The sequence below is a fragment of the Alteromonas ulvae genome, from assembly GCF_048987005.1.
GTDB lineage: Bacteria > Pseudomonadota > Gammaproteobacteria > Enterobacterales > Alteromonadaceae > Alteromonas.
Genome location: NZ_CP185261.1, coordinates 3,975,010 through 3,998,200 on the forward strand (window position 1 = coordinate 3,975,010; position 23,191 = coordinate 3,998,200).

Sequence of the window (23,191 nt, forward strand, 5' to 3'; positions counted from 1 at the left end):
TGTTCGCTATGTTGACCGTACTTATCGCTAGGGCTAGTTTAGGAGGCCTCAGCCTCAACTATTCTGTAGTACGTAAACAACATTTGTTCTCTCAATTAAGGAGAATTATGCATTTCTCATCACCGCTTATACGCGGCACACTCATTAAACGGTACAAACGCTTTCTTACCGACGTTGAACTAGAAGACGGCCACGTTGTAACGGCCCATTGTCCAAATACAGGTGGCATGACAGGCTGCGCCGAACCAGGTTATACCGTCTTCTTAAGTGAGTCCAACAACCCAAAACGCAAACTCAAGTATACGTGGGAAGTGGCTAAAACCTTTGATGACCACTTTATAGGTATCAATACTCACAATGCTAATAAGTTGGTGGCAGAAGCACTGAATAACAAGGTAATTGAAGAATTTTCTGATATTTCAGACTGGAAAGCAGAAGTAACACCTCCAACCGCTAACAGCCGATTTGATTTTGCACTGACAAGAGACGGTACCGTTGAATACATGGAAGTGAAATCTGTAACCCTAGCCGATGGCCATCAAGGTTACTTTCCCGATGCCGTGACGCAACGTGGGGCAAAGCACTGTCTTGAATTAGCGCGATTGGCTGAAGAAGGTATTCAAACCACGTTGCTCTTTTGCGTGCAGCATACTGCAATAACATCGGTTCGCATTGCAGAACACATTGATCCTCGCTATGCAGAGAGCGTAACAACCGCGGCTCGTGCAGGTGTAAACATCTTAGCAATGGCCTGCGCGATTAATGAACAAAAAATCGAGTTAAATCAATCACTCCCTATTATTTTGTAAAAAATAGGTTGATTTTTTTTAATTCGGCTTCATATTTGCGCCTTGTTTTGGCGGGTGAACGCACTAATGCGTTTGATGGGAGCCAAGCTGGCTAACCGTAAAAAGAGATACCAGCATAATAATTACATAGACACAATTGATTGCCTGAGGCTGTCGAGTCTGATATAGATATCGGCTCACTCAGGATAAAATGGATGTCGTAGTGTAGGAGATGTGGCACATGCCAACAGGAAAAGAAACAAAATCCTTGGGACTATTAGCACTGGCAGGTTTACAGCCTTACCAGCCAAAAACAGACGAAGAGTACATGGGCGATCCCCAAATGGAACACTTTCGTCTTCTGCTTAGAGCATGGCGTAATCAGCTTCGCGAAGAAGTTGACCGTACTGTAACGCACATGAAGGACGAGGCAGCGAATTTTCCTGATCCCGTCGACCGTGCAGCGCAAGAAGAAGAGTTTAGCTTGGAGTTGCGTACCCGTGACCGCGAGCGCAAACTAATCAAAAAAATTGAAAAAACACTCAAGCGTATTGAAGATGACGATTTTGGCTTCTGCGACCAGTGTGGTATTGAGATTGGTATTCGCCGTTTAGAGGCTCGTCCAACTGCCGACTTATGCATTGACTGCAAAACGATGGCTGAAATTAAAGAGAAACAGCTTCAAGGCTGATTTACCATCACCGTCTTGTTACAGATGGTAGTGAAAAAGCTAGTGCAGATGCTTTTGTTTATTTTAATGCCAATGGCACCATTAATATCAACGTTGGTGTTTTATTGGCAGCATCGTTTTCCAAAAAGCCTCATTATTTTATGATGAGGCTTTTTAATAGTGCTTGCTTTACTTTAAGCAGATTCCTTTCTCAGCGTATTCTTTTCGGCTTGCTAGTTTCATTTCGCTTACTTCTCTTTAGATGCAATACAAAAAACGCTTTTGTAGGGGCGTATTGCAATGCATAACTGTTTAAAACAGCATTTTGACCGACATTCGCAAGAGCGCTCGAGCGCCACTACGAAATACACAGGCCGTTTTGCCCCCTCTCCTTCCGGTCGACTTCACTTTGGTTCACTTGTTACCGCCCTAGCCAGTTACCTTGATGCAAAACACCACAACGGCAAATGGCTAGTACGTATGGAGGATATAGACGAACCGCGCTGCATCGCAGGTAATGATACTGCTATATTACACTCTCTTGAATCCCACGGTTTGCAGTGGGACGGTGAAGTCATGTATCAAAGTAAGCAGCACCCGCGATATCAAGACGTGGTAGACGCATTATTACACGACGGTCAGGCTTACTACTGCAGCTGCACGCGCAAAATGATTAAAGCGATGGGCGGCACTTATAATGGTCACTGCAGAGATAAAGGTTTAAGGCCTTCCAACGAACCGCTTGCTATTCGGCTAAAACTCGATACACCATTGGCGTCTTTCACTGATTTGATCATGGGCGAAGTATCGGCGCCTCATCAAAAATTAGCCGACCAAAGCGTAGATGAGCACACAACGATAGCGCGACCTGTGGTTAAAGCTCAAGGCATCGAAGACCTAACAATCAGACGCAGAGATCAGCTTTTCTCCTATAATTTGGTGGTTGTGCTAGACGATGTTTTTCAAGGTGTGACTCACGTCATTAGAGGTTGCGATTTGCTTGACGTAACGCCGCTTCATCGCTGTGTACATCACACCCTTGGCTATCAGACGTTGCAATATGGCCATGTACCCGTTGCAGCAATAGCACCAGGTAGAAAACTGAGTAAACAGAACCATGCTACTCCCATCGACGACACTACAGCATTAAAAAATATAGTGAGTGCCCTGCATTTTTTGGGCTTCGATGAGGTTAAACGTCAAGATTTCGACTCAATAGACTCATTACTGTCATTCGCTGTTTCTCTATGGGACAGGAAAAAAGTAGTGAAAACACCCGAAATTATTGTTCATCAGCATGAATCCACTTATGATAGCGTTCCTTAATTTATTGCGGAGATACCACCATCATTCATCGTGTTTTCAAATCTGTTAAGCGTGTATTCTCAAAAGAGGGCTCGTCTGGCAAAGCATTACAACCCCGAGTAATGACTCGAGGTGAGCATGGTATTTCTCGTGAAGATATCAGTGCTAATGCGTTAAAAGTCATGTATCGCCTTAACGGAGCAGGCTTCGAGTCTTATTTGGTCGGGGGTTGTGTTCGCGACATTTTGATGGGATATGAACCAAAAGATTTTGATGTGGTCACCAATGCTACACCTGATCAGATAAAAGGGCTGTTTCGGAACTGCCGCTTAATAGGCCGCCGGTTTCGCCTTGCCCATATTGTGTTCGGCAGAGAAATTATTGAAGTAGCGACATTCCGTGGCCATCATCAAGAAACGGATGAAAGTGAGACGATTCCAAAAAATAAAGCCACTGGCTCACAAGACGCTCAAGGGCAGCTTGTGAGAGACAACGTATTTGGTTCTATTGAAGAGGATGCAGAGCGCCGAGATTTCACATTTAACGCCATGTATTACAACGTGGCTGATTTTACGGTAAAAGACTTTGCTAACGGTCTGGCTGCTATTGAAAAGCGTAAAGTGGTATTAATGGGCGATCCAGAAACTCGCTACCGCGAAGACCCTGTTCGCATGCTTCGCGCCATTCGCTTTGCCGTAAAGCTGTCCATGCGCATTGACGCCTCCACGGCCGCGCCGATCAAAAACTTAGCAAGCCTGCTTCAAAATATTCCACCTGCGCGCTTGTTTGAAGAAACACTTAAGCTGTTTTTATCCGGCAAGGGCGAAGAAACGTTTTTAATGATGCGTGAATTTGGTCTTATCAACCAATTATTCCCTCAATTGGCGCCCTTTTTGAAAGACGAGAACAGCAAAGAAATGCAGTTCGTACGTCACGTACTTGCCAATACTGATGAAAGGATTAACAACGAGCAACGGGTAACGCCAGCGTTCTTGTATGCCGCATTGCTATGGTACCCCGTTGAAGAACAATCACAACGTCTGCAGTTGGAGTCTGGGTTAAATGCCCACGACGCCTTTAATATTGCTTCAAGTGAAGTCATTGCTAAGCAAACCCAGCGCATTATGATCCCCAAGCGTTTCTCCACTGTGATGCGAGACATTTGGATCTTGCAGCAGCGCCTTCCTAAACGCTTTGGTCGTCGCGCTTTTCAGTTGCTTACTCACCCTAAATTCAGGGCTGGTTACGATTTCTTACTGGCAAGAGGACAAACTGAAGGCGGCGATTTATTAGAGCTTGCTCAGTGGTGGACGCACTTCCAGCATGCTGAAAGCGGTAAGCAAAAAGGTATGCTTAACGCCCTTAAACGAGCGGACAGCTCAAACAAAGGTGCACCACGTAAACGCAAGCGTAGGCCGGTTAAGAGAGATTCTGATGCTTAAAGAGCATGTGTATATTGGTATAGGAAGTAATCTTGGCGATTGCGAGCGGCAAGCTGCATATGCATTTGAAGCTATCGGTAGTCTTGAAGGTACTCGCTTACTGAAAACCTCCTCCCTTTATGCCAGCAAGCCAATGGGCCCTCAAGATCAACCCGACTACATAAATGCTGTCTGTCTCATAGAAACTACGCTTAAACCTCACAGCCTATTAAAGCAACTGCAACGCATAGAGCTTGAAAATGGAAGAGTGCGAAAAGGCGACAGATGGGGTCCTCGCACACTCGATTTAGATATTTTACTTTACGGCAGTCAGCACATCGATACCGCTGACTTGATAATTCCGCATTATGGAATGGCTGAGAGAGAATTTGTGATGGTACCGCTTTTTGAAATAGCCCCTACCATGGTGATGAAAGATGGAAAACCCATTGCAAGCTGGGTGGCTAACTGTTCGCTAGACGGTCTGCGGCGCCTGCGCGCTTCCAATTAATAGCAAAATCCGTATAGTTCCCATCTTGATATAAACATCTGGACCTTGTTATGAAGAAAGTTACTGTTTCCGGCCTGCTCAAAAAGAAGCAAGCCGGTGAAAAGATTACCTCTTTAACCGCTTACGATGCCAGCTTTGCCAAAATGTTTGATGAGCAAGGTATTGATGCATTGTTAATTGGCGATTCACTTGGCATGGTTTTACAAGGCGAAGATGACACTCTACCGGTCACCGTGGACGATATTGCCTATCACACAAAAAGCGTTCGAAAAGGCACTCAGCGTGCTTTTGTGATTGCCGACATGCCGTTTATGTCTTATGCCACTCCAGAGCAAACCTACGGGAACGCTGCAATACTTATGGCCGCTGGCGCTAGCATGGTTAAAATGGAGGGCGGAAGCTGGTTGTGTGACACCATTGCGGGGCTTAACCTTCGCGGTGTACCTGTGTGCGGTCATTTAGGCCTAACGCCGCAGTCTGTGCATGTATTCGGTGGCTTTAAAGTACAAGGTCGAGGCAATGGGCAAGCTCAAAAGCTTGTTGAAGAGGCTAAAGCCCTAGAGGTCGCTGGTATACAGTTACTGGTACTTGAGTGCGTTCCCACATCGCTAGGCAAGTTAATTAGTGAGACCCTCACTATACCCGTTATCGGTATAGGCGCGGGCAAAGACACCGATGGTCAAATTTTAGTGATGCACGATATGTTCGGCATTAGCGCTAACTACATGCCTAAGTTCTCAAAGAACTACCTAATTGAAACGGGTGACATGCGTAAAGCCGTGGCGCAGTATATCGACGACGTTAAACGCGGCACATTCCCCTCTGCTGAACATAGTTTTGAGTAGCACGCTACATTGATACCGCTTTGCGTATCATCCCCACATTATACAGCTTATACAACGAGGTTTTTATGAAGGTGATAAGTGATATTGCATGGCTTCGCGAAGTAGTCAGCGACTGCAAACGCACAGGCCGCTCAGTGGGTTTTGTTCCTACTATGGGCAATCTCCACGATGGACACCTTCAACTGGTGAAACGCGCTAAATCACATAACGACATGGTGATAGTGAGTATCTTTGTTAACCCCATGCAATTTGGCGAAAATGAAGACCTTGATGCCTACCCAAGAACCATAGAAGAAGACAAAGCTAAACTTATCGCCAACGGCGTCGACGCGGTATTTTTACCAAGCGTCAGCGATATGTACCCGTGCGGCCTTAACGCACAAACGTATGTGGAAGTGCCGGGCATATCTGATGTGCTGTGTGGCGCAAGCCGCCCTGGTCACTTTCGCGGTGTCGCCACCGTAGTGAATAAGCTATTTAATATGGTACAGCCCGACGACGCCTTTTTCGGCGAAAAGGATTTTCAGCAGCTTCACGTTATTCGCACTATGGTACGCGACCTTTCCATGTCGGTTAACGTGCATGGCGTAGCTACCCAGCGCGAAGCGTCTGGGCTTGCCATGAGCTCTCGCAATGGCTACTTAAGCAATGAAGAAAAGGAGACCGCAAGCTTTATTTACCAAGAGATGACTCGAGCAAAAGCGCTAATTGAACAAGGCGACATGCAGTTTAGCGATATAGCTAATTCAATCGTTAGTAATCTTGAAGCAAAGGGTTTCAAAAACGATTATGTAAGTATTGTTAATGCAAACACCTTACAACGCCCTGTCGCTGGCGATAAGCACCTTGTTATTGTAGTGGCGCTTTTTATGGGCACTACTCGATTAATCGATAACCTGCAGATTACGCTGTAGAGACAACGTTAAGCGTTTGCTCCTACAGAAAGGTTGATAAGTTTGTTGAGCTTAATTAGAGGCCGTTTGAATACGGCCTTAGCCCCGTTAACAGTGGTTTTAAGCTATGCTCTGCACGTCATTGATTTTTACAAAGTCAATGAGCGAGGCCCACGCTTTCGTTCCCTTTGCGATAATATGCTGCTCAGCTAAAATAGCGGCCAAATCGTTATGGCTGGTTAATGGATTAGCCAGTACAACTCTAAACACGGTAATGCACTGCGTTGGATAATCTGGCGCTTCAAGGCGCGTTCGAGACACAAATGACTTACCCGCTTCACGCTGTTGTTTTTGAACGGCAACCACTAACGCATCAATTTTTTGATTAATGGCTTTTCGCATGGCTGAGGAGGCCGTTTTAAGCGCTTGCTGCACTTCTGCTGGACAAACCCGATAAGTAAGCAGCGATAGCGTTGGACTAGTGGTTAATTCAAAATCTTGCGCCTTATTGATCATACCTGCAAAATCATGGGCTTTATCAATGCTGCTGTCTATCAATAACTCGTAACCCTTACGGCCAAAAATATGCAGCGCCGAATAGACCATCATTGCCATTCCGTTGCGAGACCCCTCAAGGGTAGTGGCGCCTAAATCTTTTGAACCAGCACGCAGTATGTATTGCGCGTGATGCCTAACGGCATTGGCATCTTCAGGATTTTTAAATAGCGCCATACCAGCGCCCATGGGCACATACATTTGTTTGTGGGCATCTATTGTCACCGAGTCTGCACGATCAATACCTTTTAAACGATCGCGATAACGATGTGAGAATAATGTTGCACCGCCCCACGCTGCATCAACATGGAACCAACAGCCTAACTCTCTAGCAACATCGGCCAGTTCGCCAAGTGGATCAACATGCCCTGTCTCCGTTGTACCGCCAATACCAACAATTGCGAGCAGTTTATTGCCCTCTTCTTGATATCGCTTTCCGGCGCGTAAAGCTTTCTCTGGATCGAGTGTTTGCTGAGGCGCAGGTAAGGTAATAAGCTGTTCTCGACCAATTCCCAATACATCAACAGCCTTAGACAACGAATAGTGCCCGCGCTTGCTGCACATAATGCCCATATTGTTGATGTTGTGAAAACGGTATGCCGCCGCCAATCCTGCTTTGGCAACGCCTGCAAACCCTTTTTGTGGGCCTAACAGCTTGTTTCTTGCCACCCATAATGCCGTAATGTTGGCGATGGTTCCGCCAGAGCAGAATGCGCCGAGTGAGTGCGCTGCACTGTGAAGATGAGCGTTGTAAAAGGCCTCAGGTTGGTCGTATACCAAGTTATGCATCATGCCAATCACTTGGCGTTCAAGGGGTGTGAACGCTTTTGAAGTCTCTATTTTAACCAAGTTTTGGTTTAGCCCCACCATGAGCTTTGAAAGTGGCAGATGAAAATAGGGCAATGCGGATGTCATATGCCCAATAAACGTGGGTGAATAGGTATTAACAGAATGCGCAACAAGTTTATCAAGTAAGCTCTCTGCGTGTGTCGACACAAACTCAGGAGACTCTGGTACCTTAGAATCTGAAAAATCTTTTTCTACTTCTTCCAAAGACGTCTTTTTCGTCACGACGTGTTGAGACAAAAAGTCCAAGATATTGTCTGATAAATGCTGCTCAATTTGAGCAAGCTTTGAGTCTTTGTGCTCAGGCTTGGTAAAGACCCTAAACAAGTGCTCTAAACTAACTTGCGCTTCACCCACTAAACACACCCCTTACATCAAACTTGTACGTTATTGTTTCGCTTCTGACGAGTTTTGCATAAAACAAAAGCCGTAGGTGGTGTTTATGATACCGACCTAACTTTATTTGAGCACCGCTGTCTGCTCTTCGCATTGAATACTGTACACCAAGCACCTAGTTACGAACTATTGGCACTGAATGATTTGCGCCAAGCACACCCTAATATGAGCAGCGCATTCGTTTTGACATAGTCTAATGGTTGCCAACCCTGAAAACTTTTATGCTACTTTCAAAACACACCCACATTACTTTCAGGGGCACGCACTTTACCTCAGATTACAATTTTCGCCAAGTGGTTACCAGCAGCATTTGTGCTTACGTCCCACCTATTAACGTGTCATCGTCCACAAAAGCGAAGCATATGTGAGATTTACTGCTATATTTTAATTATGAATAAATACGAAAAAACGGGGGAACTTGTTTATGCCAATACGTGAAATATCTGAAGATTTTTCAATCGACGACATTGTTCCGTATTTTCAGCCTATCGTAGACTTAGAAAGTCAGGGCGTATGGCGATATGAGTGTCTTGCCCGTTTGATAACCCAAAACGACAAAACATTTTTACCTAGCGAGTTTCTGTATTTAATAGAGCGAGAGCAGCATGTAAAAACCTTAGCTGCCAGTATGTTTTTGCAAAGCGCCAGTTACTTCCACAATGTGAATATTCCGTGGAACATCAATATCTCCGCCAACGACCTAAATAACGACTCACTTATTCATTCTTTAATGGCGCAGCTTGCCGACTACCCCAACCCTGAAAGAGCGAGTATTGAAGTGAGTGCAGCTACGGCGTTGGCCAATCAGGCGCAGCTTCGGTCGTTTATTGATAAGGCAATGCATACCGGGCTAGGTGTCTTTATTGATAACGTCGGCTCTTGTCCAGGCAATATTAGGGCTTTGATGAACCTACCGGTAAGAGGTATAAAAATTGCGGGCGGACTGATTAAGCACTATCAACAGCAAGACGCAGTAAAAGAATACGTCGACTACGTACTGGCCTTATGTGAACACCAGCACATTGCAGTCATTGCAGAGCACATCGAAAACCAACAGCTTTTAAACGATGTTAAACGCCTTCCCATCAAATATGCACAAGGCTATGTATTTAGCCCGCCCGTTGCCGACATACAGCACAATGTTCAAGCAAGGCGTCAGCAGCATTAGTTATGTTTTAGTGCGCGCTAGCACAAGTAATCCGGGAAATAGCTAGAATATGTAACTCGCTAGCTTTCTTCGCTTCGACAATTGAGCTTCCAGCACGTTTGTCCGCTTCCGCTGTACTTGCGCTCAAAGGGCGTCATCGCATTTCCTCCTTTTACCTCACTAAGATCGCAAATGCTGCCGTAATGCTTTGCCGCTTGAGCAAATTCCATGAGGTAAATTAACCAGTTGCTGCGTACTTCAATGTTGGTGGTAATCGCCATTAAATCCACCATAGCTGCACTACCGTGCCACCGTTTTTGTACCTGCGTTTTCTTCGGGTAAGGGTTGGGATACAAGAGGTAATGCTTTACCACCTGCCAATTAGACTGACGAACTAACCGCCACAAGTCGTTTACATCGGCGCGAATAACACAGTAATTATCTTGTTCAATTTGATAATGGCTGTGTTTTTCGACTCGCTGGGCCGATTTATCCACCCCGATAACTCGCGCCTCAGGGTGTGCCTTAGCAATAGTCGCCGTGCTTTCTCCCACACCGCAGCAAGAGTCCAAAATAACAGGGCCTGTAAACCCGCCGAGCCACTGAGACACCTCATCGAAGGCCGCTTGGGTATGCTCCCCAACAGGACGTTTGTTAACCGAAGACTGATACTTTAAAACCAATTCATCCAGCTTGTCGTGCACACCCACTTGATTTGTCGTAATAGACCGAGAGTTGCCGTCAGACATTAACTACGAATTCCTTTACCGGTTTTTAATAAGTAGTAAGCAACGCTAAATAACAACACGTTGAACCCCACCAGCAAGCTGAGCGCTAAGGTAATGTTCACGTCAGATACCCCCAAGAAACCATAACGAAATCCGTTAACCATATACACAACCGGGTTAGCTTTACTTACCCACTGCCAAAACTCAGGCAGCAGTGAAAGGGAATAAAACACGCCGCCTAAATAGGTTAATGGAGTCAGTACAAACGTAGGGACAACACTAATGTCGTCAAATGTCTTTGCGAAAACCGCATTAATTAGACCCGCCGTCGCGAATAGGGTAGACGTTAGCAGTACCGTAAGGGCAATAATGCCTAAGCTATAAATTTTCACATCAACAAAAAATAGCGACACTAGGGTAACCATAATGCCAATGAGAATGGCGCGGGCAACACCGCCCCCTACATAGCCTAGAATGATGACTGACGTGGGTACTGGCGACACTAATAGTTCTTCAATGTTGCGCTGAAACTTAGCGCTAAAAAACGAAGAAGACACATTGGAATAGGAGCTTGTGATCACTGACATCATGATTAAGCCTGGCACAATAAACTCCATGTAGCTAAAGCCACCCATTTGACCAATACGGTTACCAATAAGGCTGCCAAAGATGACAAAGTACAGGCTCATGGTGATGGCAGGTGGAACGAGTGTTTGCACCCAGATACGCAAAAATCGGGTACACTCTTTTATCCAAATTGTGGTTAACGCAACATAGTTTTGTTTTACCCAGCTAATTTTCTTTTCTTCACTCATGTGTGTTGTTTCATCACTCATTACTTCACTCCGCCTGCTTAGCTGACTCGACTAAGCGAACAAACAATTCTTCTAACCTATTTGACTTATTGCGCATGCTCATTACTTGAACGCCCTGCTCACTCAATTGGGTAAATACCGGATTGAGACCTTCGGCTTTCTCTACATCAACCTCTAGCGTATGGTTATCTCCCCACCGGTGCGCTACACCGTGTAGTGTAAGTGCATCCATTTTACTTTGCTCTTGCAACTGCACATCCAGTACAAAAGTTTCTACGTTCAGCTTCGACAGTAACGCTTTCATACTCGTATTCTCAACAATGGTGCCTTTGTTGATGATAGCGATATTGCGGCACAACATTTCCGCTTCTTCAAGATAATGGGTGGTTAGTATAATGGTGATGCCTGCTCGGTTGATTTCCTCGAGGAACAGCCACATCGCACGGCGAATCTCAATATCTACGCCTGCTGTGGGCTCATCAAGAATTAATAACTTTGGCTCGTGCATTAGCGCTCTTGCGATCATTAATCTGCGCTTCATACCACCAGAGAGTTCACGAGCACGGGCGTCGCGCTTTTCCCACAGATCAAGCTTAGCGAGATATTTCTTCGCTCGCTCTTTTGCGATACTGCGCGGTACACCATAGTAGCCCGCTTGATTGAGCACTATTTGAAGCACGGTTTCAAACTGATTGAAATTGAATTCCTGAGGTACTAAACCAATGCATGCTTTGGCTTGCTCTTTTTGTGTTATGAGGTCATAACCAAATACCGACACGGTTCCACCGGATTGATTAACCAGTGAACTAATGATACCAATGGTGGTGGATTTGCCGGCTCCGTTAGGCCCAAGCAATGCAAAAAAATCGCCCTCTTGCACGCTAAGGTCTACGCCTTTTAGCGCCTTCACGCCACCTTTATACGTTTTTGTTAACCCTTTTATGTCTAACGCTTTCATGAAATACCCATGTTGTGAGTGTTATAGCTAACCCGCCAGGGAATGACTGAGTTGTGCGGCGAATAAACGTTACACGTTTACTCGCGTTGTGCGCGTAGTGTACCGCAATCTCCGATAAAAATTTAATTCGTGCGCGACGCAGCCATGCTTTTTTACTTCAGTCGGATAGTTCAGAGGTACCCCGCTGGTTCACATGCAGTGGCGCGTCGATGGATAGTTCACTTTCTGCTTACCACAACTGATATATAAACCTATTCATCAACCGTTATTACTTTCGTTAACAGCCTGTCAGCTCAATGCGTGTTAGCGGCGGTTTTTTGGCTTTTCAAGGGAGGCATCTGGCACATTTTTAATCATCATGGTCTCTTTTCTTCGCGTCATCATTTTTGCTAAACGGCGCATACTGACGGTTTTATCCTTTTCATCTACGATATCGACACCTAGCAAGCGCTCTAGCAAATCTTCAAGGGTAATAACCCCTTCTAAACCGCCATACTCGTCAACCACCAGCAACATATGTACGTGTTTATCGATGAAGTGCTCAAACGTCACCGATAAGGGCATAATGTTTAAAATAGTAATTAAATTCTTGGCATATTCAGACAGAGGCTTATCAGTATTGCCTCGGGCTTGGGCAACCAGCAAATCTGAGCGCATCACGTAGCCGGTAATATTTTCAGAATCGTTATCTTCATACACGGGAATTCGCGAAAACTCGATATTAGAATGTTTGTGGAAAAAGGCCTCTACCGTCATCGATTCAGATACGGAAAATAACGCGGTTCTATGGGTTATTGCGTCTTTTACCTTCAGCTCGTGAAGGCTAAGAAGGCTTTGTAAAAACGAAGCTTCGTGGTTGGCAAGTTGCCCTTCCTGCCCTGATAACTCCGCCATAGCGTGAAGCTCACTGCGACTTAACCCTCTTAGCGGACTATCTTCTTTGAACCCGCTGGTGAGCAACTCAGACATTTTCACAAAAGGCATTAAAATGAGTGTTAGGTATTTTAAAAAATATGCAGTCGCGGGGGCTAGTGTTCGCCAGTACGTCGCCCCTACGGTTTTTGGAATAATTTCAGAAAACACAAGAATGAGTAACGTTAATACGCCGGAGATTACACCTAAATAGGCCTCGCCAAATACAGATGCAGCTTGGGCTCCCGCACCCGCCGCTCCCATAGTATGAGCAATGGTGTTAAGCGTAAGAATGGCTGACAACGGCGTGTTGATGTTATCGGTCTGTTTACGCAACAACCTTCCACTTGGCGCATTCTCTTTCTCCAGTACGGAGATATATGCGGAAGAGACACTTAATATTACCGCCTCTGCGATTGAACACAAAAACGAAAAGCCAAGTGCGATAAACACGTACACAATAAGTAAAAACATGTAGGGTTTCCATAAGGATTAGATATAGCTGCGAATGACTATTGCTATTTCTCAGCGTTACATTATGAGGAACATCGTGAACGTTACAAGCACATCGATAGATTATTTGAACGAATTACAGCATGATGACGGTGTTTGTGTGTGGCGATACTGTATGAGTTTATGAATACCAATACGCAGCATCAAAACAACAAGTACTACAGCGCTTACGGCATAAGCTACTTGAACTTCACCACCATGTTTATGCAACAAAGATTGGGTTTGAATAAGCTCCTCTAGCGACAGCACCGACACAACATAGTTAAGTAGATAACCAAATGCAATACTTGCCGTCACCACGCTAAACAAATAAAGCGCGAGCGTTTTTAACCCCATTTCCTGCTTAATCATACCCATAGTAGATATGTTGGTGGCTGGGCCTGCCATAAGAAACACAAGAATAGCACCTGGCGATAACCCTGCCGCTAAGAAACCAACGGCTAGGGGCGTTGAAGCCGTTGCGCAGATGTACATTGGAATACCAATAAATGCCATGACCAACATAGCAACAAGGCCATCACCCCATTGCGTTAAAAAATCGGTAGGCACCCAGGTTTTAATTGCAGCCGCGAGAGATAAACCTATCAGTAGCCACACCACAATATCTTCGAGCAGCTTTCCGCTGGCATAACGAGCCACGCGGACAGCAGACGATACTGCATTGGAGAACCGAAAGGGTGCTATTGTGGAATTGTCAATACGCCCTGCACTGCTTCTGTCGTTATTGATACTGCCTGGAATGCTACCGCCGATGTTGTCACCCTCACTCTGTGAGCTGTTGCAGCATGAAGTGGGCTGCGCCACTTCTTCTTTAGTGCTGCAGCAAGAGGTATTCTCAACTGGCTTTAATGGTTTGCTTTCGCAACACGAGACCGCAGGTTCGGCTGTTTTTTCCACTTTACTGTCTGAGTTGTCGAATACTTTGACCATAATACCTGCGTATATCGCACTCACCACAGCAGCTACCGGCCTTATTATGGCGAATAAAGGGCCAAGTAGTGCATAGGAGACTGAAACGCTATCGACACCTGTTTCAGGCGTAGAAACAAGAAATGAAATAGTTGAAGATTTTGAGGCTCCGCTGCGCCTAAGGCCCAACGCCGCAGGAATAACGCCGCAAGAGCACAAAGGCAAAGGGGCCCCAATAACCGCAGCCTTACTAATTGATCCTACGGAGTTGCTGCCCATGTGACGCTCGAGAAAAGACACTGGCACCAATTCATGCATGACTCCCGCCACAAACAGGCCCAATAATAACCATGGCGCAGATTCCATGAATAGCGCTAGAAAATTTTGGCCTAGCAGAATAATGTCGGACATACTTCCTCAATATGGCGTAAAGAACACACAGCGTCGCTGTTGTGTGGGCTGTTTTATTAACCATCCAATACTATCAGAAAACCACGCATTCAGAAAATCACAAGCGACAATGGGCTTTATCAGGGCCATTACGCTGCATTAAAGCTAAGTGATAGTGCAACGTCGCCCTACAAACAACAGTAGTATGGTGTTGCCACACTATATCGAAAAAAAGCCTGCATAACTATGAAGGCCAAATACTGGCGTTCTCTACCCGTTATACTTAGTTACAAGCAAACCGCCTAAGATCAACCAACAACAAGCAGCGTGAGCTACTGTGTGTCGCTCAGACTATCTTTCTTAAGTTTTGATACCACTGAAAACGCTTCTAGCATGACCAATACTGAAACAATCAGCACCACAGCATCAAGAAATACCAATAGATAATTCTCAGCCAAGTAATACTCTTTTAGTTTGATAAGCCCTGCAAAAAAAGCCATGACTAACACGAACACCATAGGAATAAGTGTATATTTCGCTGGTCTGCCAAGCTTGATAAGCATCACCGAAATAACTAACAACGTGAGGCTGGCCAGTATTTGATTGGTTGAGCCAAATAGCGGCCAAATGATCATCCCTCCGCTGCCAGAGGCCCCACCTGCACCGAAGGCGAGTAATAAGCAGCACCCAACCGCAAGCAGTGTGGCTACAACACCGCTTTTAAGTGCATTGATGGAATAAATATCACCCCACTCTTGAATTATATATCGCTGAAGTCGCACACCAGAATCCATGGTTGTACCCGCGAACAGCACAACCATTACGGCTAGAATGGTGGAGGAGAAATCAACGGGCAAACCCCAACCTTGCTGTATTAAGTTAGCTCCCCCAGTAATAAATGCGCCCACACTACCAGCACCTAAATGACTGTACACTTCATGCCATTCTTCAGGAGACGCGGCAAATGCAACGCCGCTTACCGCCACAATAGTAATGAGGGCAAGTGAACCTTCACCTACGGCACCTAAGTAACCGACGAAGCGCGCGTCTGTTTCTTTATCAAGCTGTTTTGAACTGGTGCCAGACGCCACTATGCCGTGGAAACCTGATACCGCGCCACAGGCAATAGTAACGAACAGAAGTGGAATAATACTGGGGGTGTCTACCGCAGTTTGCATATTAAAGGCGGGAGCGGTGATATCCGGCATGGCGAAAAATACAGCGCCATAAAGCAAGAACAGACCCACTAATAATTGCATGCCGTTGATAAAATCCCGCGGCTGTAGAAGCATCCATACAGGCAACAATGAAGCAATAGCTGCATAGATAAACAATATGACAATCCAGTTCGCTTTATCTGCTAGACCAAACATGGTTTCCGGCAGGCTTATTGGAATATAGCTACCTGCATATACAGAGGCATAAAGCACGACAATGCCCACAAGACACAGTGGAATTAGCGCAAAATTGCGCTTTAAAAGCTGCCCAATAATCAACGCAACGGCTATTGCCATCCACGCGGGAAAGACCGCCGTAGGCTGAGACACAAACGAATTGGCTATCACGACACCGAATACCGCATTTACCATTAAGAGAACGAGGAAAATAACAATCATGAACAACGAGCGAGAGCGCTTACCGATAACGCTTTCAGACAATGCTCCCATTGACTTTCCTTTATGCCGAGCACTGGCCCACAGCGCGCCCATATCGTGAACGCCTGCAAAAAGGATTGTACCAAACACCACCCAAAGCACTGCGGGTACCCACCCCCAGTACACCGCGATTGCGGGCCCTACGATGGGAGCTGCGCCTGCTACTGAGGTAAAGTGGTGACCCCAGAGCACGACTTTATTCGTTGGCACAAAATCTTTTCCGTCCTGCTCGGTATGAGCGGGGGTTACAAAATTATCATCTAATTTAAAAATGCGATTAGCGATAAATTTTGAATATACAAACCATCCGAAAAGCATTCCGATGATCCCGAGTATTACAATGGCTATAGACTGCATAAATTTTTCCCACTGTCGTTTTTGCAAGGCACTTTTGAACGCGCTGTTTTGTTGTCCATGTGTTAAACCTAGTGACCTGTGATTAAAGCATTTTTTACACACATTGCGACACGATACTAGACCAAAGTCTAGCTATCTAAAAGCCGATTCAAACAAGTCATACCATTAGACTAACAATAGGGCTAATTCAAGAGAAAGCGCACCCCACTAAACTGCGGCTGCACTTAATCAGTTACAAGCTCATCAATTCGTCTTTATTTACGTGTAATTGATAGTCTAGCACTTTAAAAAAGAATCATTCTCGTTTATAAAACGTCACACTAAGTAAACTACACACATAAAGTAAATACAATGGCATCTCCAAAACTTCATATGGCGTTTCGTAAGTACCACCGATGGTTGGGCTTCTTTTTATCTGGGATCATGGCAATTTATGCATTGAGCGGCGTGTTACTCATATTTCGGCCAACTGATTTTTTAAAGTATGAGCAAGTGCAAACTCGGCAACTCAGTGTAAACCTATCGGCAGAAGAGGTGAGTTCTGCTATTAAAGTGAGAGGCTCAGAGGTTATTAGTGAAGACAGCAACACGATCACGCTTAATGTTGGTGAATACGATAAGGCATCTGGCACAGCCACGATAATACGAAAAGACTACCCTATTGTGTTAGCTAAAATAGTAAAGCTGCACAAGGCGACGAACAACAGTCCTTTGTTCTACTTAAATATCGCGTTTGGCGTAAGCTTACTATTCTTTGTGGTGTCGGCGTTTTTGATGTTTATGCCAAAGTTACCCATGTACAAAAACGGGCTTAAGATTGCGGGAATAGGTGCTGCGGTGGCAGTATTAACGGTTGTTTTTGGATCTTAAGGGTTGAGCCTTATTTACGTCAAAAATAATGAGACCTAGTAAAGGTTTTGATAAAAGAGTGCCTCAGCATCACTAAGGTGCTCTTTCATTTAATGGTGACCCGCCCTAAATAGCGTTTAAGAAAAACTGCGCTATCTCTTTGTATATTGCTATCGATTCCGGCGTATTGTGTGCCACCAAATAATCTGCATGAGAGAGCCCTTCAAACACCTCTAGCTGAGTGCGAATGCCGCTCTCCCTTAACTTTCGATTTACGCGCACCGTGTCACTTAAAAACAAATCCCGTGTTCCTGACACTAGGATGGTAGGTGGCAACCCGGTAAAATCGCCATACAAAGGGGAAACGCTAGGTTCAGACAGTGAATGTATTCCGGCGTAAAGCACGGCCGCAGCATTGAGCAATCCTTGATAACTCACTAGGATTCTATCGACTCCCTCATTTATAAGTAACGAATCACTGGCATTAGACAAGTCTGCCCAAGGCGTTCCTGCATACGCAGCTATCGGCAGCTCAATATTTTGCTTTTTAAGCTTTTGCAGTAACGACAGTGCTAGCCCACCGCCTGCTGATGTCCCTCCAACAAAAATATTGTTAGCACCAAAGCTATCCTTCAAATGGCAGTAAACGGTAAACGCATCATCTAATGCTTGAGAAGACGGCGAAGAGGGTGGCATGCGGTAATCAACGCAATACACCACAATGCCTAACCTGCTGGCGATTAAAATGCCCTCCTCAATGCTCGGAAGGCCTGAGAAAAAGACATAGGCACCACCGTGAAAGTCGATATATACCTTACCTTCAAAACCTTCACTGATATGGGTAGGAGTTACTCTACGAACACTGACTCCCGCAACGCATAGTAGCTCAACGGCAACGTTAAACTGCTTGCGCATCGCTTTTACTTTCTTCTTTTGCTGGGTGTTGACTAAGTGTATTTGCTCAAGCCATTGCGCTTTGGTAGACGGCGAATTAGCTTTAACAGCATCTAAGGTAGGAGTTGGGAATTGCGCCATAGCCTGCCTCATTTCATCACTTAGGCCTGCAGGGGTGTCGATGGTTCGACTAAGGCCGAGGGATGAATTATTGGTGTTATCAGGCATGGCGTTTATTTCCCATTTTTGAAATACCTAATGCAATGAATGCTATTTTGACTCAAAAATAGCGCCCTACACTGCAGTTAAACTCTGTACATGAGCACTGTAAGACAGCTATTCGCGAAAAGCTATTTATGAAAGGCTTTCGACTAAAGAGCGCTTGTTACAGAATACGTTATTGAAGAATACAGGCCAAGCCAGTCAGTTTAAACAACAGCGATTAAACCGCAGTAATTCAACATCAGTGCTTACACTCCAGTGAATAGGAATGAGCTCATAAACACTTTCTAATACGCATGCTCTCGTAAACGTGCTCTGTTAAAAAGAACAAGTACAGTATTATTTAGTGAACTCTTGGGTTATAACTATCGTTGAAAAACAAGAGCATGTTTATGCTTTGCAAAAGTAAACTCACCCTAATTAACAAACAAGGTTGCCAGTTATTTTTTACCTACTGACATACATTGCGACGAATGATGACTTATAAGGAAATTGACATGAAATTACACTCTTTTCGCAAATTGGCTGCAGGAGTTGGGCTAGCGTTGCTCTCTACCACCGCGCTCAGTGTTGAAAGCGCAGAAATTGCCAGTAGCGGCAACGATAGCACGTCTATTTGGGAGGTTACTAAAAACGGTGACACCGTCTACATTGGCGGCACTATTCACATTCTCCCCGTATCTGAATTTCCGTTACCAGTGCAATTCACTGACATTTATCAATTAAGTGACACCGTGGTTTTTGAAGCCGAGCTACCTGACCCAACCGATGTGGCCGCGCAGCAACAGATGATGATGGGGCTATCCTACCGAAATGGGGAAACGCTCAAAGATACCCTGACAGACGAAACCTTTAAGGCCTTAGACCAATATTTATCTGCCTTCGGCGCTAGTGCAAACCAGTTAGCCAGCTTTAAACCTGGTTTTGTTACCACTATGTTAGTCACCATGGAAGCACAGCGTGCACAAATGGCTGGTGAGGGCGTAGACGCTTATTTTACTCAATTAGCAAAGCGAGACGGCAAAGAAAGAGAGTACCTAGAATCGCTAGACTTTCAGATTAATATGCTTGCTAATTTAGGCGACGGTGAGGAGGAACGCTTTATTTCTGAAACCCTCGCGACTTTACCCGATCTTAAAAGCGAACTTGAACAGACGATAAAAGCGTGGCGTGCAGGAGACACAGAAGCCTTAAACAAGCTCGTCATTCAAACTTTCAAACAAGAAGCGCCAGAATCCTATGACGATGTGTTTACCAAACGCAATATGAACTGGATCCCTCAAATAGAAGCTATGTTTGGCGATGACGATCAAGAGTTTGTACTGGTAGGCGCGGGACATCTCGTTGGCGAGGACAACGTACTTGAGCTTCTTAAGCAAAAAGGGTATGGGTTAAAGCAGCTATAACAGGCTGGTGCAGGGGTTAAAGCGCTTTCCCGTTAATGACTGTGATTCTGATGAATAGACTTTTAACTTAGTGTCGCAAGAGATACAGTAGGTTTGTGATATTAACGCCTTTTACACACAGCACTCATGCGATTGACAGAAAAACGGTTATTCGCCTGAGTATTTTGATGCACAAGCGTTAAAGATACTTTTACCCTCTCTTACTTCACGTAAACCCGATATTCCCAAGGTTTCAAATTAAGGCTTGTAGACTCTGAAAATGTCACTTTTTGCTTGTTAAATAGTTCAGTATAGACTCCTGACGTCTGCGGGCCTTTAAATTTTACTGCATGATCTTTGTCAGAAAAATTAATTACAACAAACACCTTACCCTCGCTGTTATCGCGGATAAAACTCAATACTTCGGTCGGACTCGTATTATAAATACGCTCCATTGTGGCGCCATATTTACCATGCCACAATGCGGTATTACTTTTCTGAAGCGCCAATAGCTTCTGTATTAATGGTGTAAACTCATGTTCTTTCCATTCGATTGGGTCTTTTTCGAAAAACTTGAGACGCTTATCATTACCGGCTTCCAATCCATTATAAATTAATGGGATACCCTCCCCGACAACGGACAACACGATTGCTGCCGCCGCTTTCTCTTCGCTGCCATAGCGCTCAAATACGCTTCCTTCCCAGGAATTAGCATCGTGATTTGAAACATAAGTCATTCGGTAGCTATTTTTCGGATAAGCTCCCTCATTCCATGAATAGTAAACAAACAGGCTATTTAGGTCAGCCTGTCCAATCATAATATCGTGAACAGCCTCCTGCCAAGACCATGCGTAAGTAGCATCAAAAGCTTTTGCGTGTAAATCGCGCATTTCCCATTCAGCCAACATAAAAACAGGTTTAATGGCATCTAATTCGGCTCTGACATTTTCCCAGAAGTCGATTGGTACGAAACCCGCAACATCGCATCGGTAACCGTCAACATTTACTTCTTCAACCCAAAACTTCATTGCATTAGTCATGTATTTCCGCATTTCTGGAACGCTATAATCAAAGTCGATTATGTCTGACCAATCCCACCAAGGGGTCGGGTGAAAGTTGCCCTGCGCATTTTTTGTATACCAATTTGGGTGTTTAAATCTTAATTCGTTATCCCAAGCACTGTGGTTTGCTACTCAGTCTAAAATGACATACATACCGAGCTCATGTGCCCTATCTACAAAGCTTTTTAAATCTTCCAACGTACCAAATTCGGGGTTAACACTAAAATAATCTTTGACTGCGTAAGGGCTACCTAGCGAGCCCTTTCTATTTTCTTCGCCAATAGGATGAATAGGCATTAGCCAAAGAATATCCACGCCGAGTTCTTTTAATCGTGGTAATTGTTCCTTTGCAGCTGTAAACGTCCCCTCTGGAGTAAACTGTCGCGTATTTATCTGGTAAAAACTGGCGTTCTTACTCCATTCGGGATGCTGCAATTTGACGTATTCTTGAGGTACATATTTCGATGAAGTATTTGTTGATGTAGTGTTTTTGCCGATATTGGTACATGCGCCTAAAATCAAAGTCAAAAATAATAATGCAAATTTGTTCATATTTTGAATCTCTTAATCGGTTAAGTTTTAGCAATATGCGATGCAAATAATTTTTTTTCAACAATCTGTTAACATGAATACGTATGTATGACTTTGTGGGTGTTTACCAGATTCCCCAATAGCTATAGAGAACTCTCAGCAGCACGGACGCGACTGTGGAGTCCCCATGGATGGGTTCACGGCGTGTTTCTTCCTTTCTCCTAAGCTTTTATTATGCCTCGAAGGGAGTGAGTGTATGCCCTCTGAAACCCTACACCGCAGGGATGCGGTGTCGGAGCCCCCATGAATGGGTTTACGGCGAGTTTCAGAGGTCATACACTCACGCACTTTTAAACAGGCATAAAAAAAGCGCACCTAAGTGCGCTTTTTTGTGCAGTGTTTGCAGAGTCTAGATTAGTCTAGGATCTTCGCAACAACACCAGCACCTACTGTACGACCACCTTCACGGATTGCGAAACGTAGACCTTCGTCCATCGCAATCGGAGCAATTAGCTCAACTTTAAATTTAAGGTTGTCACCAGGCATTACCATTTCTACGCCTTCTGGAAGCTCTACCGCACCCGTTACGTCAGTGGTACGGAAGTAGAACTGTGGACGATAGCCTTTGAAGAATGGAGTATGACGGCCACCTTCGTCTTTAGACAATACGTACACTTCTGCTTCAAACTTAGTGTGTGGGTTGATTGAACCAGGCTTCGCTAGTACTTGTCCACGCTCTACGTCATCACGCTTAGTACCACGTAGTAGTACACCAACGTTCTCACCAGCACGACCTTCGTCTAGAAGCTTACGGAACATTTCAACACCCGTACACGTCGTCTTAACTGTAGCTTTGATACCAACGATTTCTACTTCTTCACCAACTTTAACAATACCTTGCTCAACACGGCCTGTTACAACAGTACCACGACCTGAGATTGAGAATACGTCTTCAATTGGAAGAATGAACGGCTTGTCGATTGCACGCTCTGGCTCTGGGATATATGAATCAAGCGCTTCACCTAGCTCGATGATTTTCTTTTCCCATTCTGGGTCGCCTTCAAGGGCTTTAAGAGCAGAACCTTGGATAACTGGAAGGTCATCGCCTGGGAAGTCATATTCGCTAAGAAGTTCACGAACTTCCATTTCTACTAGCTCAAGAAGCTCTTCATCATCAACCATGTCACACTTGTTCATGAACACGATGATGTGAGGAATACCAACCTGACGACCAAGTAGGATGTGCTCGCGAGTCTGTGGCATAGGGCCGTCAGTCGCTGCAACTACTAGAATACCGCCATCCATCTGTGCAGCACCGGTGATCATGTTTTTAACGTAATCAGCGTGTCCTGGGCAGTCAACGTGGGCATAGTGACGAGCAGGAGTATCATATTCTACGTGTGAGGTAGAGATGGTGATACCACGTGCTTTTTCTTCAGGCGCGTTATCGATCATATCGAATGCGCTTGCAGAACCACCGTAGGTCTTAGCTAGAACAGTAGTAATAGCTGCAGTTAGTGTGGTTTTACCGTGGTCAACGTGGCCGATAGTACCCACGTTTACATGGGGCTTTTTACGTTCAAACTTTTCTTTTGCCATTTTTCTCGTTTCCTAAGTTAAAAGTCCGACCCACAA

The 23,191-nt window shown here is 45.0% G+C and carries 19 protein-coding genes and 1 pseudogene; 10 read left to right on the forward strand and 10 right to left on the reverse strand.

Features of this window, described 5'->3' with window-relative positions:
• The first annotated feature begins 107 nt into the window (after nt 1-107).
• The 7 genes from sfsA to panC all read left to right on the forward strand — a co-directional run bounded on the left by sfsA (nt 108) and on the right by panC (nt 6,454).
• On the forward strand, nt 108-809 hold the full coding sequence (gene sfsA / locus ACOJR9_RS17200) for a DNA/RNA nuclease SfsA (protein WP_420934112.1): 702 nt from the start codon (nt 108-110) through the stop codon (nt 807-809).
• Nucleotides 810-1,029: 220 nt separating this feature from the next.
• Nucleotides 1,030-1,479 carry an RNA polymerase-binding protein DksA gene (dksA, locus tag ACOJR9_RS17205; RefSeq protein ID WP_420934113.1) on the forward strand — a complete coding sequence of 150 codons (450 nt, stop codon included), beginning with the start codon at nt 1,030-1,032 and terminating at the stop codon, nt 1,477-1,479.
• 279 nt (nt 1,480-1,758) lie between these two features.
• The gene (gene gluQRS, locus ACOJR9_RS17210; RefSeq protein ID WP_420934114.1) at nt 1,759-2,784 is read left to right on the forward strand and encodes a tRNA glutamyl-Q(34) synthetase GluQRS; all 1,026 of its coding nucleotides are present in this window, start codon (nt 1,759-1,761) and stop codon (nt 2,782-2,784) included.
• A 101-nt stretch (nt 2,785-2,885) separates the two neighbouring features.
• Nucleotides 2,886-4,205 (forward strand): polynucleotide adenylyltransferase PcnB, encoded by a 1,320-nt coding sequence (pcnB, locus tag ACOJR9_RS17215; RefSeq protein ID WP_420934115.1) that lies wholly within the window; start codon nt 2,886-2,888, stop codon nt 4,203-4,205.
• A complete protein-coding gene (gene folK / locus ACOJR9_RS17220) occupies nt 4,198-4,695 on the forward strand; it encodes a 2-amino-4-hydroxy-6-hydroxymethyldihydropteridine diphosphokinase (RefSeq protein WP_420934116.1) in 498 nt (165 codons plus the stop codon). The genes pcnB and folK overlap by 8 nt, the downstream gene beginning before the upstream one ends.
• Nucleotides 4,696-4,745: 50 nt before the next feature.
• Nucleotides 4,746-5,540, forward strand: a complete 795-nt coding sequence (gene panB, locus ACOJR9_RS17225; RefSeq protein ID WP_420934117.1) for a 3-methyl-2-oxobutanoate hydroxymethyltransferase — start codon at nt 4,746-4,748, stop codon at nt 5,538-5,540.
• Nucleotides 5,541-5,605: 65 nt separating this feature from the next.
• Entirely contained in the window at nt 5,606-6,454 is an 849-nt protein-coding gene (gene panC / locus ACOJR9_RS17230) for a pantoate--beta-alanine ligase (protein ID WP_420934118.1), read from the forward strand.
• 99 nt (nt 6,455-6,553) lie between these two features.
• Here the strand turns inward: panC and panP are convergent, their stop codons facing one another.
• The gene (panP, locus tag ACOJR9_RS17235) at nt 6,554-8,191 is read right to left on the reverse strand and encodes a pyridoxal-dependent aspartate 1-decarboxylase PanP (RefSeq protein ID WP_420934119.1); all 1,638 of its coding nucleotides are present in this window, start codon (nt 8,189-8,191) and stop codon (nt 6,554-6,556) included.
• Between the two features lie 463 nt (nt 8,192-8,654).
• Here panP and ACOJR9_RS17240 point away from each other — a divergent pair, with 463 nt between their 5' ends.
• The gene (locus ACOJR9_RS17240; protein ID WP_420934120.1) at nt 8,655-9,398 is read left to right on the forward strand and encodes an EAL domain-containing protein; all 744 of its coding nucleotides are present in this window, start codon (nt 8,655-8,657) and stop codon (nt 9,396-9,398) included.
• 59 nt (nt 9,399-9,457) lie between these two features.
• On the opposite strand, the gene trmB is transcribed toward ACOJR9_RS17240, so the two are convergent.
• From trmB to ACOJR9_RS17270, 6 genes are all read right to left on the reverse strand, one after another.
• On the reverse strand, nt 9,458-10,126 hold the full coding sequence (gene trmB / locus ACOJR9_RS17245) for a tRNA (guanine(46)-N(7))-methyltransferase TrmB (RefSeq protein ID WP_420934121.1): 669 nt from the start codon (nt 10,124-10,126) through the stop codon (nt 9,458-9,460).
• Entirely contained in the window at nt 10,126-10,941 is an 816-nt protein-coding gene (locus ACOJR9_RS17250; RefSeq protein ID WP_420934122.1) for an ABC transporter permease, read from the reverse strand. Before ACOJR9_RS17250 ends, trmB begins: the two co-directional genes overlap by 1 nt.
• Before the next feature lie 4 nt (nt 10,942-10,945).
• Nucleotides 10,946-11,878: an ABC transporter ATP-binding protein gene (locus ACOJR9_RS17255; protein ID WP_420934123.1), complete on the reverse strand. Its 933-nt coding sequence runs from the start codon at nt 11,876-11,878 to the stop codon at nt 10,946-10,948.
• Between the two features lie 303 nt (nt 11,879-12,181).
• A complete protein-coding gene (locus tag ACOJR9_RS17260) occupies nt 12,182-13,264 on the reverse strand; it encodes a CNNM domain-containing protein (RefSeq protein ID WP_420934124.1) in 1,083 nt (360 codons plus the stop codon).
• 102 nt (nt 13,265-13,366) lie between these two features.
• Nucleotides 13,367-14,623 carry an SO_0444 family Cu/Zn efflux transporter gene (locus tag ACOJR9_RS17265; protein ID WP_420934125.1) on the reverse strand — a complete coding sequence of 419 codons (1,257 nt, stop codon included), beginning with the start codon at nt 14,621-14,623 and terminating at the stop codon, nt 13,367-13,369.
• A 311-nt stretch (nt 14,624-14,934) separates the two neighbouring features.
• The gene (locus ACOJR9_RS17270) at nt 14,935-16,614 is read right to left on the reverse strand and encodes a carbon starvation protein A (protein ID WP_420934126.1); all 1,680 of its coding nucleotides are present in this window, start codon (nt 16,612-16,614) and stop codon (nt 14,935-14,937) included.
• Nucleotides 16,615-16,965: 351 nt separating this feature from the next.
• On the opposite strand from ACOJR9_RS17270, the gene ACOJR9_RS17275 reads away from it, so the two are divergent.
• Nucleotides 16,966-17,484 (forward strand): hypothetical protein, encoded by a 519-nt coding sequence (locus ACOJR9_RS17275; RefSeq protein WP_420934127.1) that lies wholly within the window; start codon nt 16,966-16,968, stop codon nt 17,482-17,484.
• A gap of 105 nt (nt 17,485-17,589) precedes the next feature.
• Here the strand turns inward: ACOJR9_RS17275 and ACOJR9_RS17280 are convergent, their stop codons facing one another.
• A complete protein-coding gene (locus ACOJR9_RS17280) occupies nt 17,590-18,585 on the reverse strand; it encodes an alpha/beta hydrolase fold domain-containing protein (protein ID WP_420934128.1) in 996 nt (331 codons plus the stop codon).
• 491 nt (nt 18,586-19,076) lie between these two features.
• On the opposite strand from ACOJR9_RS17280, the gene ACOJR9_RS17285 reads away from it, so the two are divergent.
• On the forward strand, nt 19,077-19,985 hold the full coding sequence (locus ACOJR9_RS17285) for a TraB/GumN family protein (RefSeq protein WP_420934129.1): 909 nt from the start codon (nt 19,077-19,079) through the stop codon (nt 19,983-19,985).
• A 200-nt stretch (nt 19,986-20,185) separates the two neighbouring features.
• On the opposite strand, the pseudogene ACOJR9_RS17290 reads toward ACOJR9_RS17285, so the two are convergent.
• Nucleotides 20,186-21,577: pseudogene (locus ACOJR9_RS17290) on the reverse strand (alpha-amylase family glycosyl hydrolase).
• Between the two features lie 393 nt (nt 21,578-21,970).
• Nucleotides 21,971-23,155 carry an elongation factor Tu gene (gene tuf / locus ACOJR9_RS17295; RefSeq protein WP_420934130.1) on the reverse strand — a complete coding sequence of 395 codons (1,185 nt, stop codon included), beginning with the start codon at nt 23,153-23,155 and terminating at the stop codon, nt 21,971-21,973.
• Nucleotides 23,156-23,191: the final 36 nt, after the last annotated feature.

Excerpts from the sequence above, each read along its gene's own strand:
- sfsA (WP_420934112.1), top strand. The coding sequence starts at position 108 with ATGCATTTCTCATCACCGCTTATACGCGGCACACTCATTAAACGGTAC.
- dksA (WP_420934113.1), top strand. The coding sequence starts at position 1,030 with ATGCCAACAGGAAAAGAAACAAAATCCTTGGGACTATTAGCACTGGCA.
- gluQRS (WP_420934114.1), top strand. The coding sequence starts at position 1,759 with ATGCATAACTGTTTAAAACAGCATTTTGACCGACATTCGCAAGAGCGC.
- pcnB (WP_420934115.1), top strand. The coding sequence starts at position 2,886 with ATGACTCGAGGTGAGCATGGTATTTCTCGTGAAGATATCAGTGCTAAT.
- folK (WP_420934116.1), top strand. The coding sequence starts at position 4,198 with ATGCTTAAAGAGCATGTGTATATTGGTATAGGAAGTAATCTTGGCGAT.
- panB (WP_420934117.1), top strand. The coding sequence starts at position 4,746 with ATGAAGAAAGTTACTGTTTCCGGCCTGCTCAAAAAGAAGCAAGCCGGT.
- panC (WP_420934118.1), top strand. The coding sequence starts at position 5,606 with ATGAAGGTGATAAGTGATATTGCATGGCTTCGCGAAGTAGTCAGCGAC.
- ACOJR9_RS17240 (WP_420934120.1), top strand. The coding sequence starts at position 8,655 with ATGCCAATACGTGAAATATCTGAAGATTTTTCAATCGACGACATTGTT.
- trmB (WP_420934121.1), bottom strand. The coding sequence starts at position 10,126 with ATGTCTGACGGCAACTCTCGGTCTATTACGACAAATCAAGTGGGTGTG.
- ACOJR9_RS17250 (WP_420934122.1), bottom strand. The coding sequence starts at position 10,941 with ATGAGTGATGAAACAACACACATGAGTGAAGAAAAGAAAATTAGCTGG.
- ACOJR9_RS17255 (WP_420934123.1), bottom strand. The coding sequence starts at position 11,878 with ATGAAAGCGTTAGACATAAAAGGGTTAACAAAAACGTATAAAGGTGGC.
- ACOJR9_RS17260 (WP_420934124.1), bottom strand. The coding sequence starts at position 13,264 with ATGTTTTTACTTATTGTGTACGTGTTTATCGCACTTGGCTTTTCGTTT.
- ACOJR9_RS17265 (WP_420934125.1), bottom strand. The coding sequence starts at position 14,623 with ATGTCCGACATTATTCTGCTAGGCCAAAATTTTCTAGCGCTATTCATG.
- ACOJR9_RS17270 (WP_420934126.1), bottom strand. The coding sequence starts at position 16,614 with ATGCAGTCTATAGCCATTGTAATACTCGGGATCATCGGAATGCTTTTC.
- ACOJR9_RS17275 (WP_420934127.1), top strand. The coding sequence starts at position 16,966 with ATGGCATCTCCAAAACTTCATATGGCGTTTCGTAAGTACCACCGATGG.
- ACOJR9_RS17280 (WP_420934128.1), bottom strand. The coding sequence starts at position 18,585 with ATGCCTGATAACACCAATAATTCATCCCTCGGCCTTAGTCGAACCATC.
- ACOJR9_RS17285 (WP_420934129.1), top strand. The coding sequence starts at position 19,077 with ATGAAATTACACTCTTTTCGCAAATTGGCTGCAGGAGTTGGGCTAGCG.
- tuf (WP_420934130.1), bottom strand. The coding sequence starts at position 23,155 with ATGGCAAAAGAAAAGTTTGAACGTAAAAAGCCCCATGTAAACGTGGGT.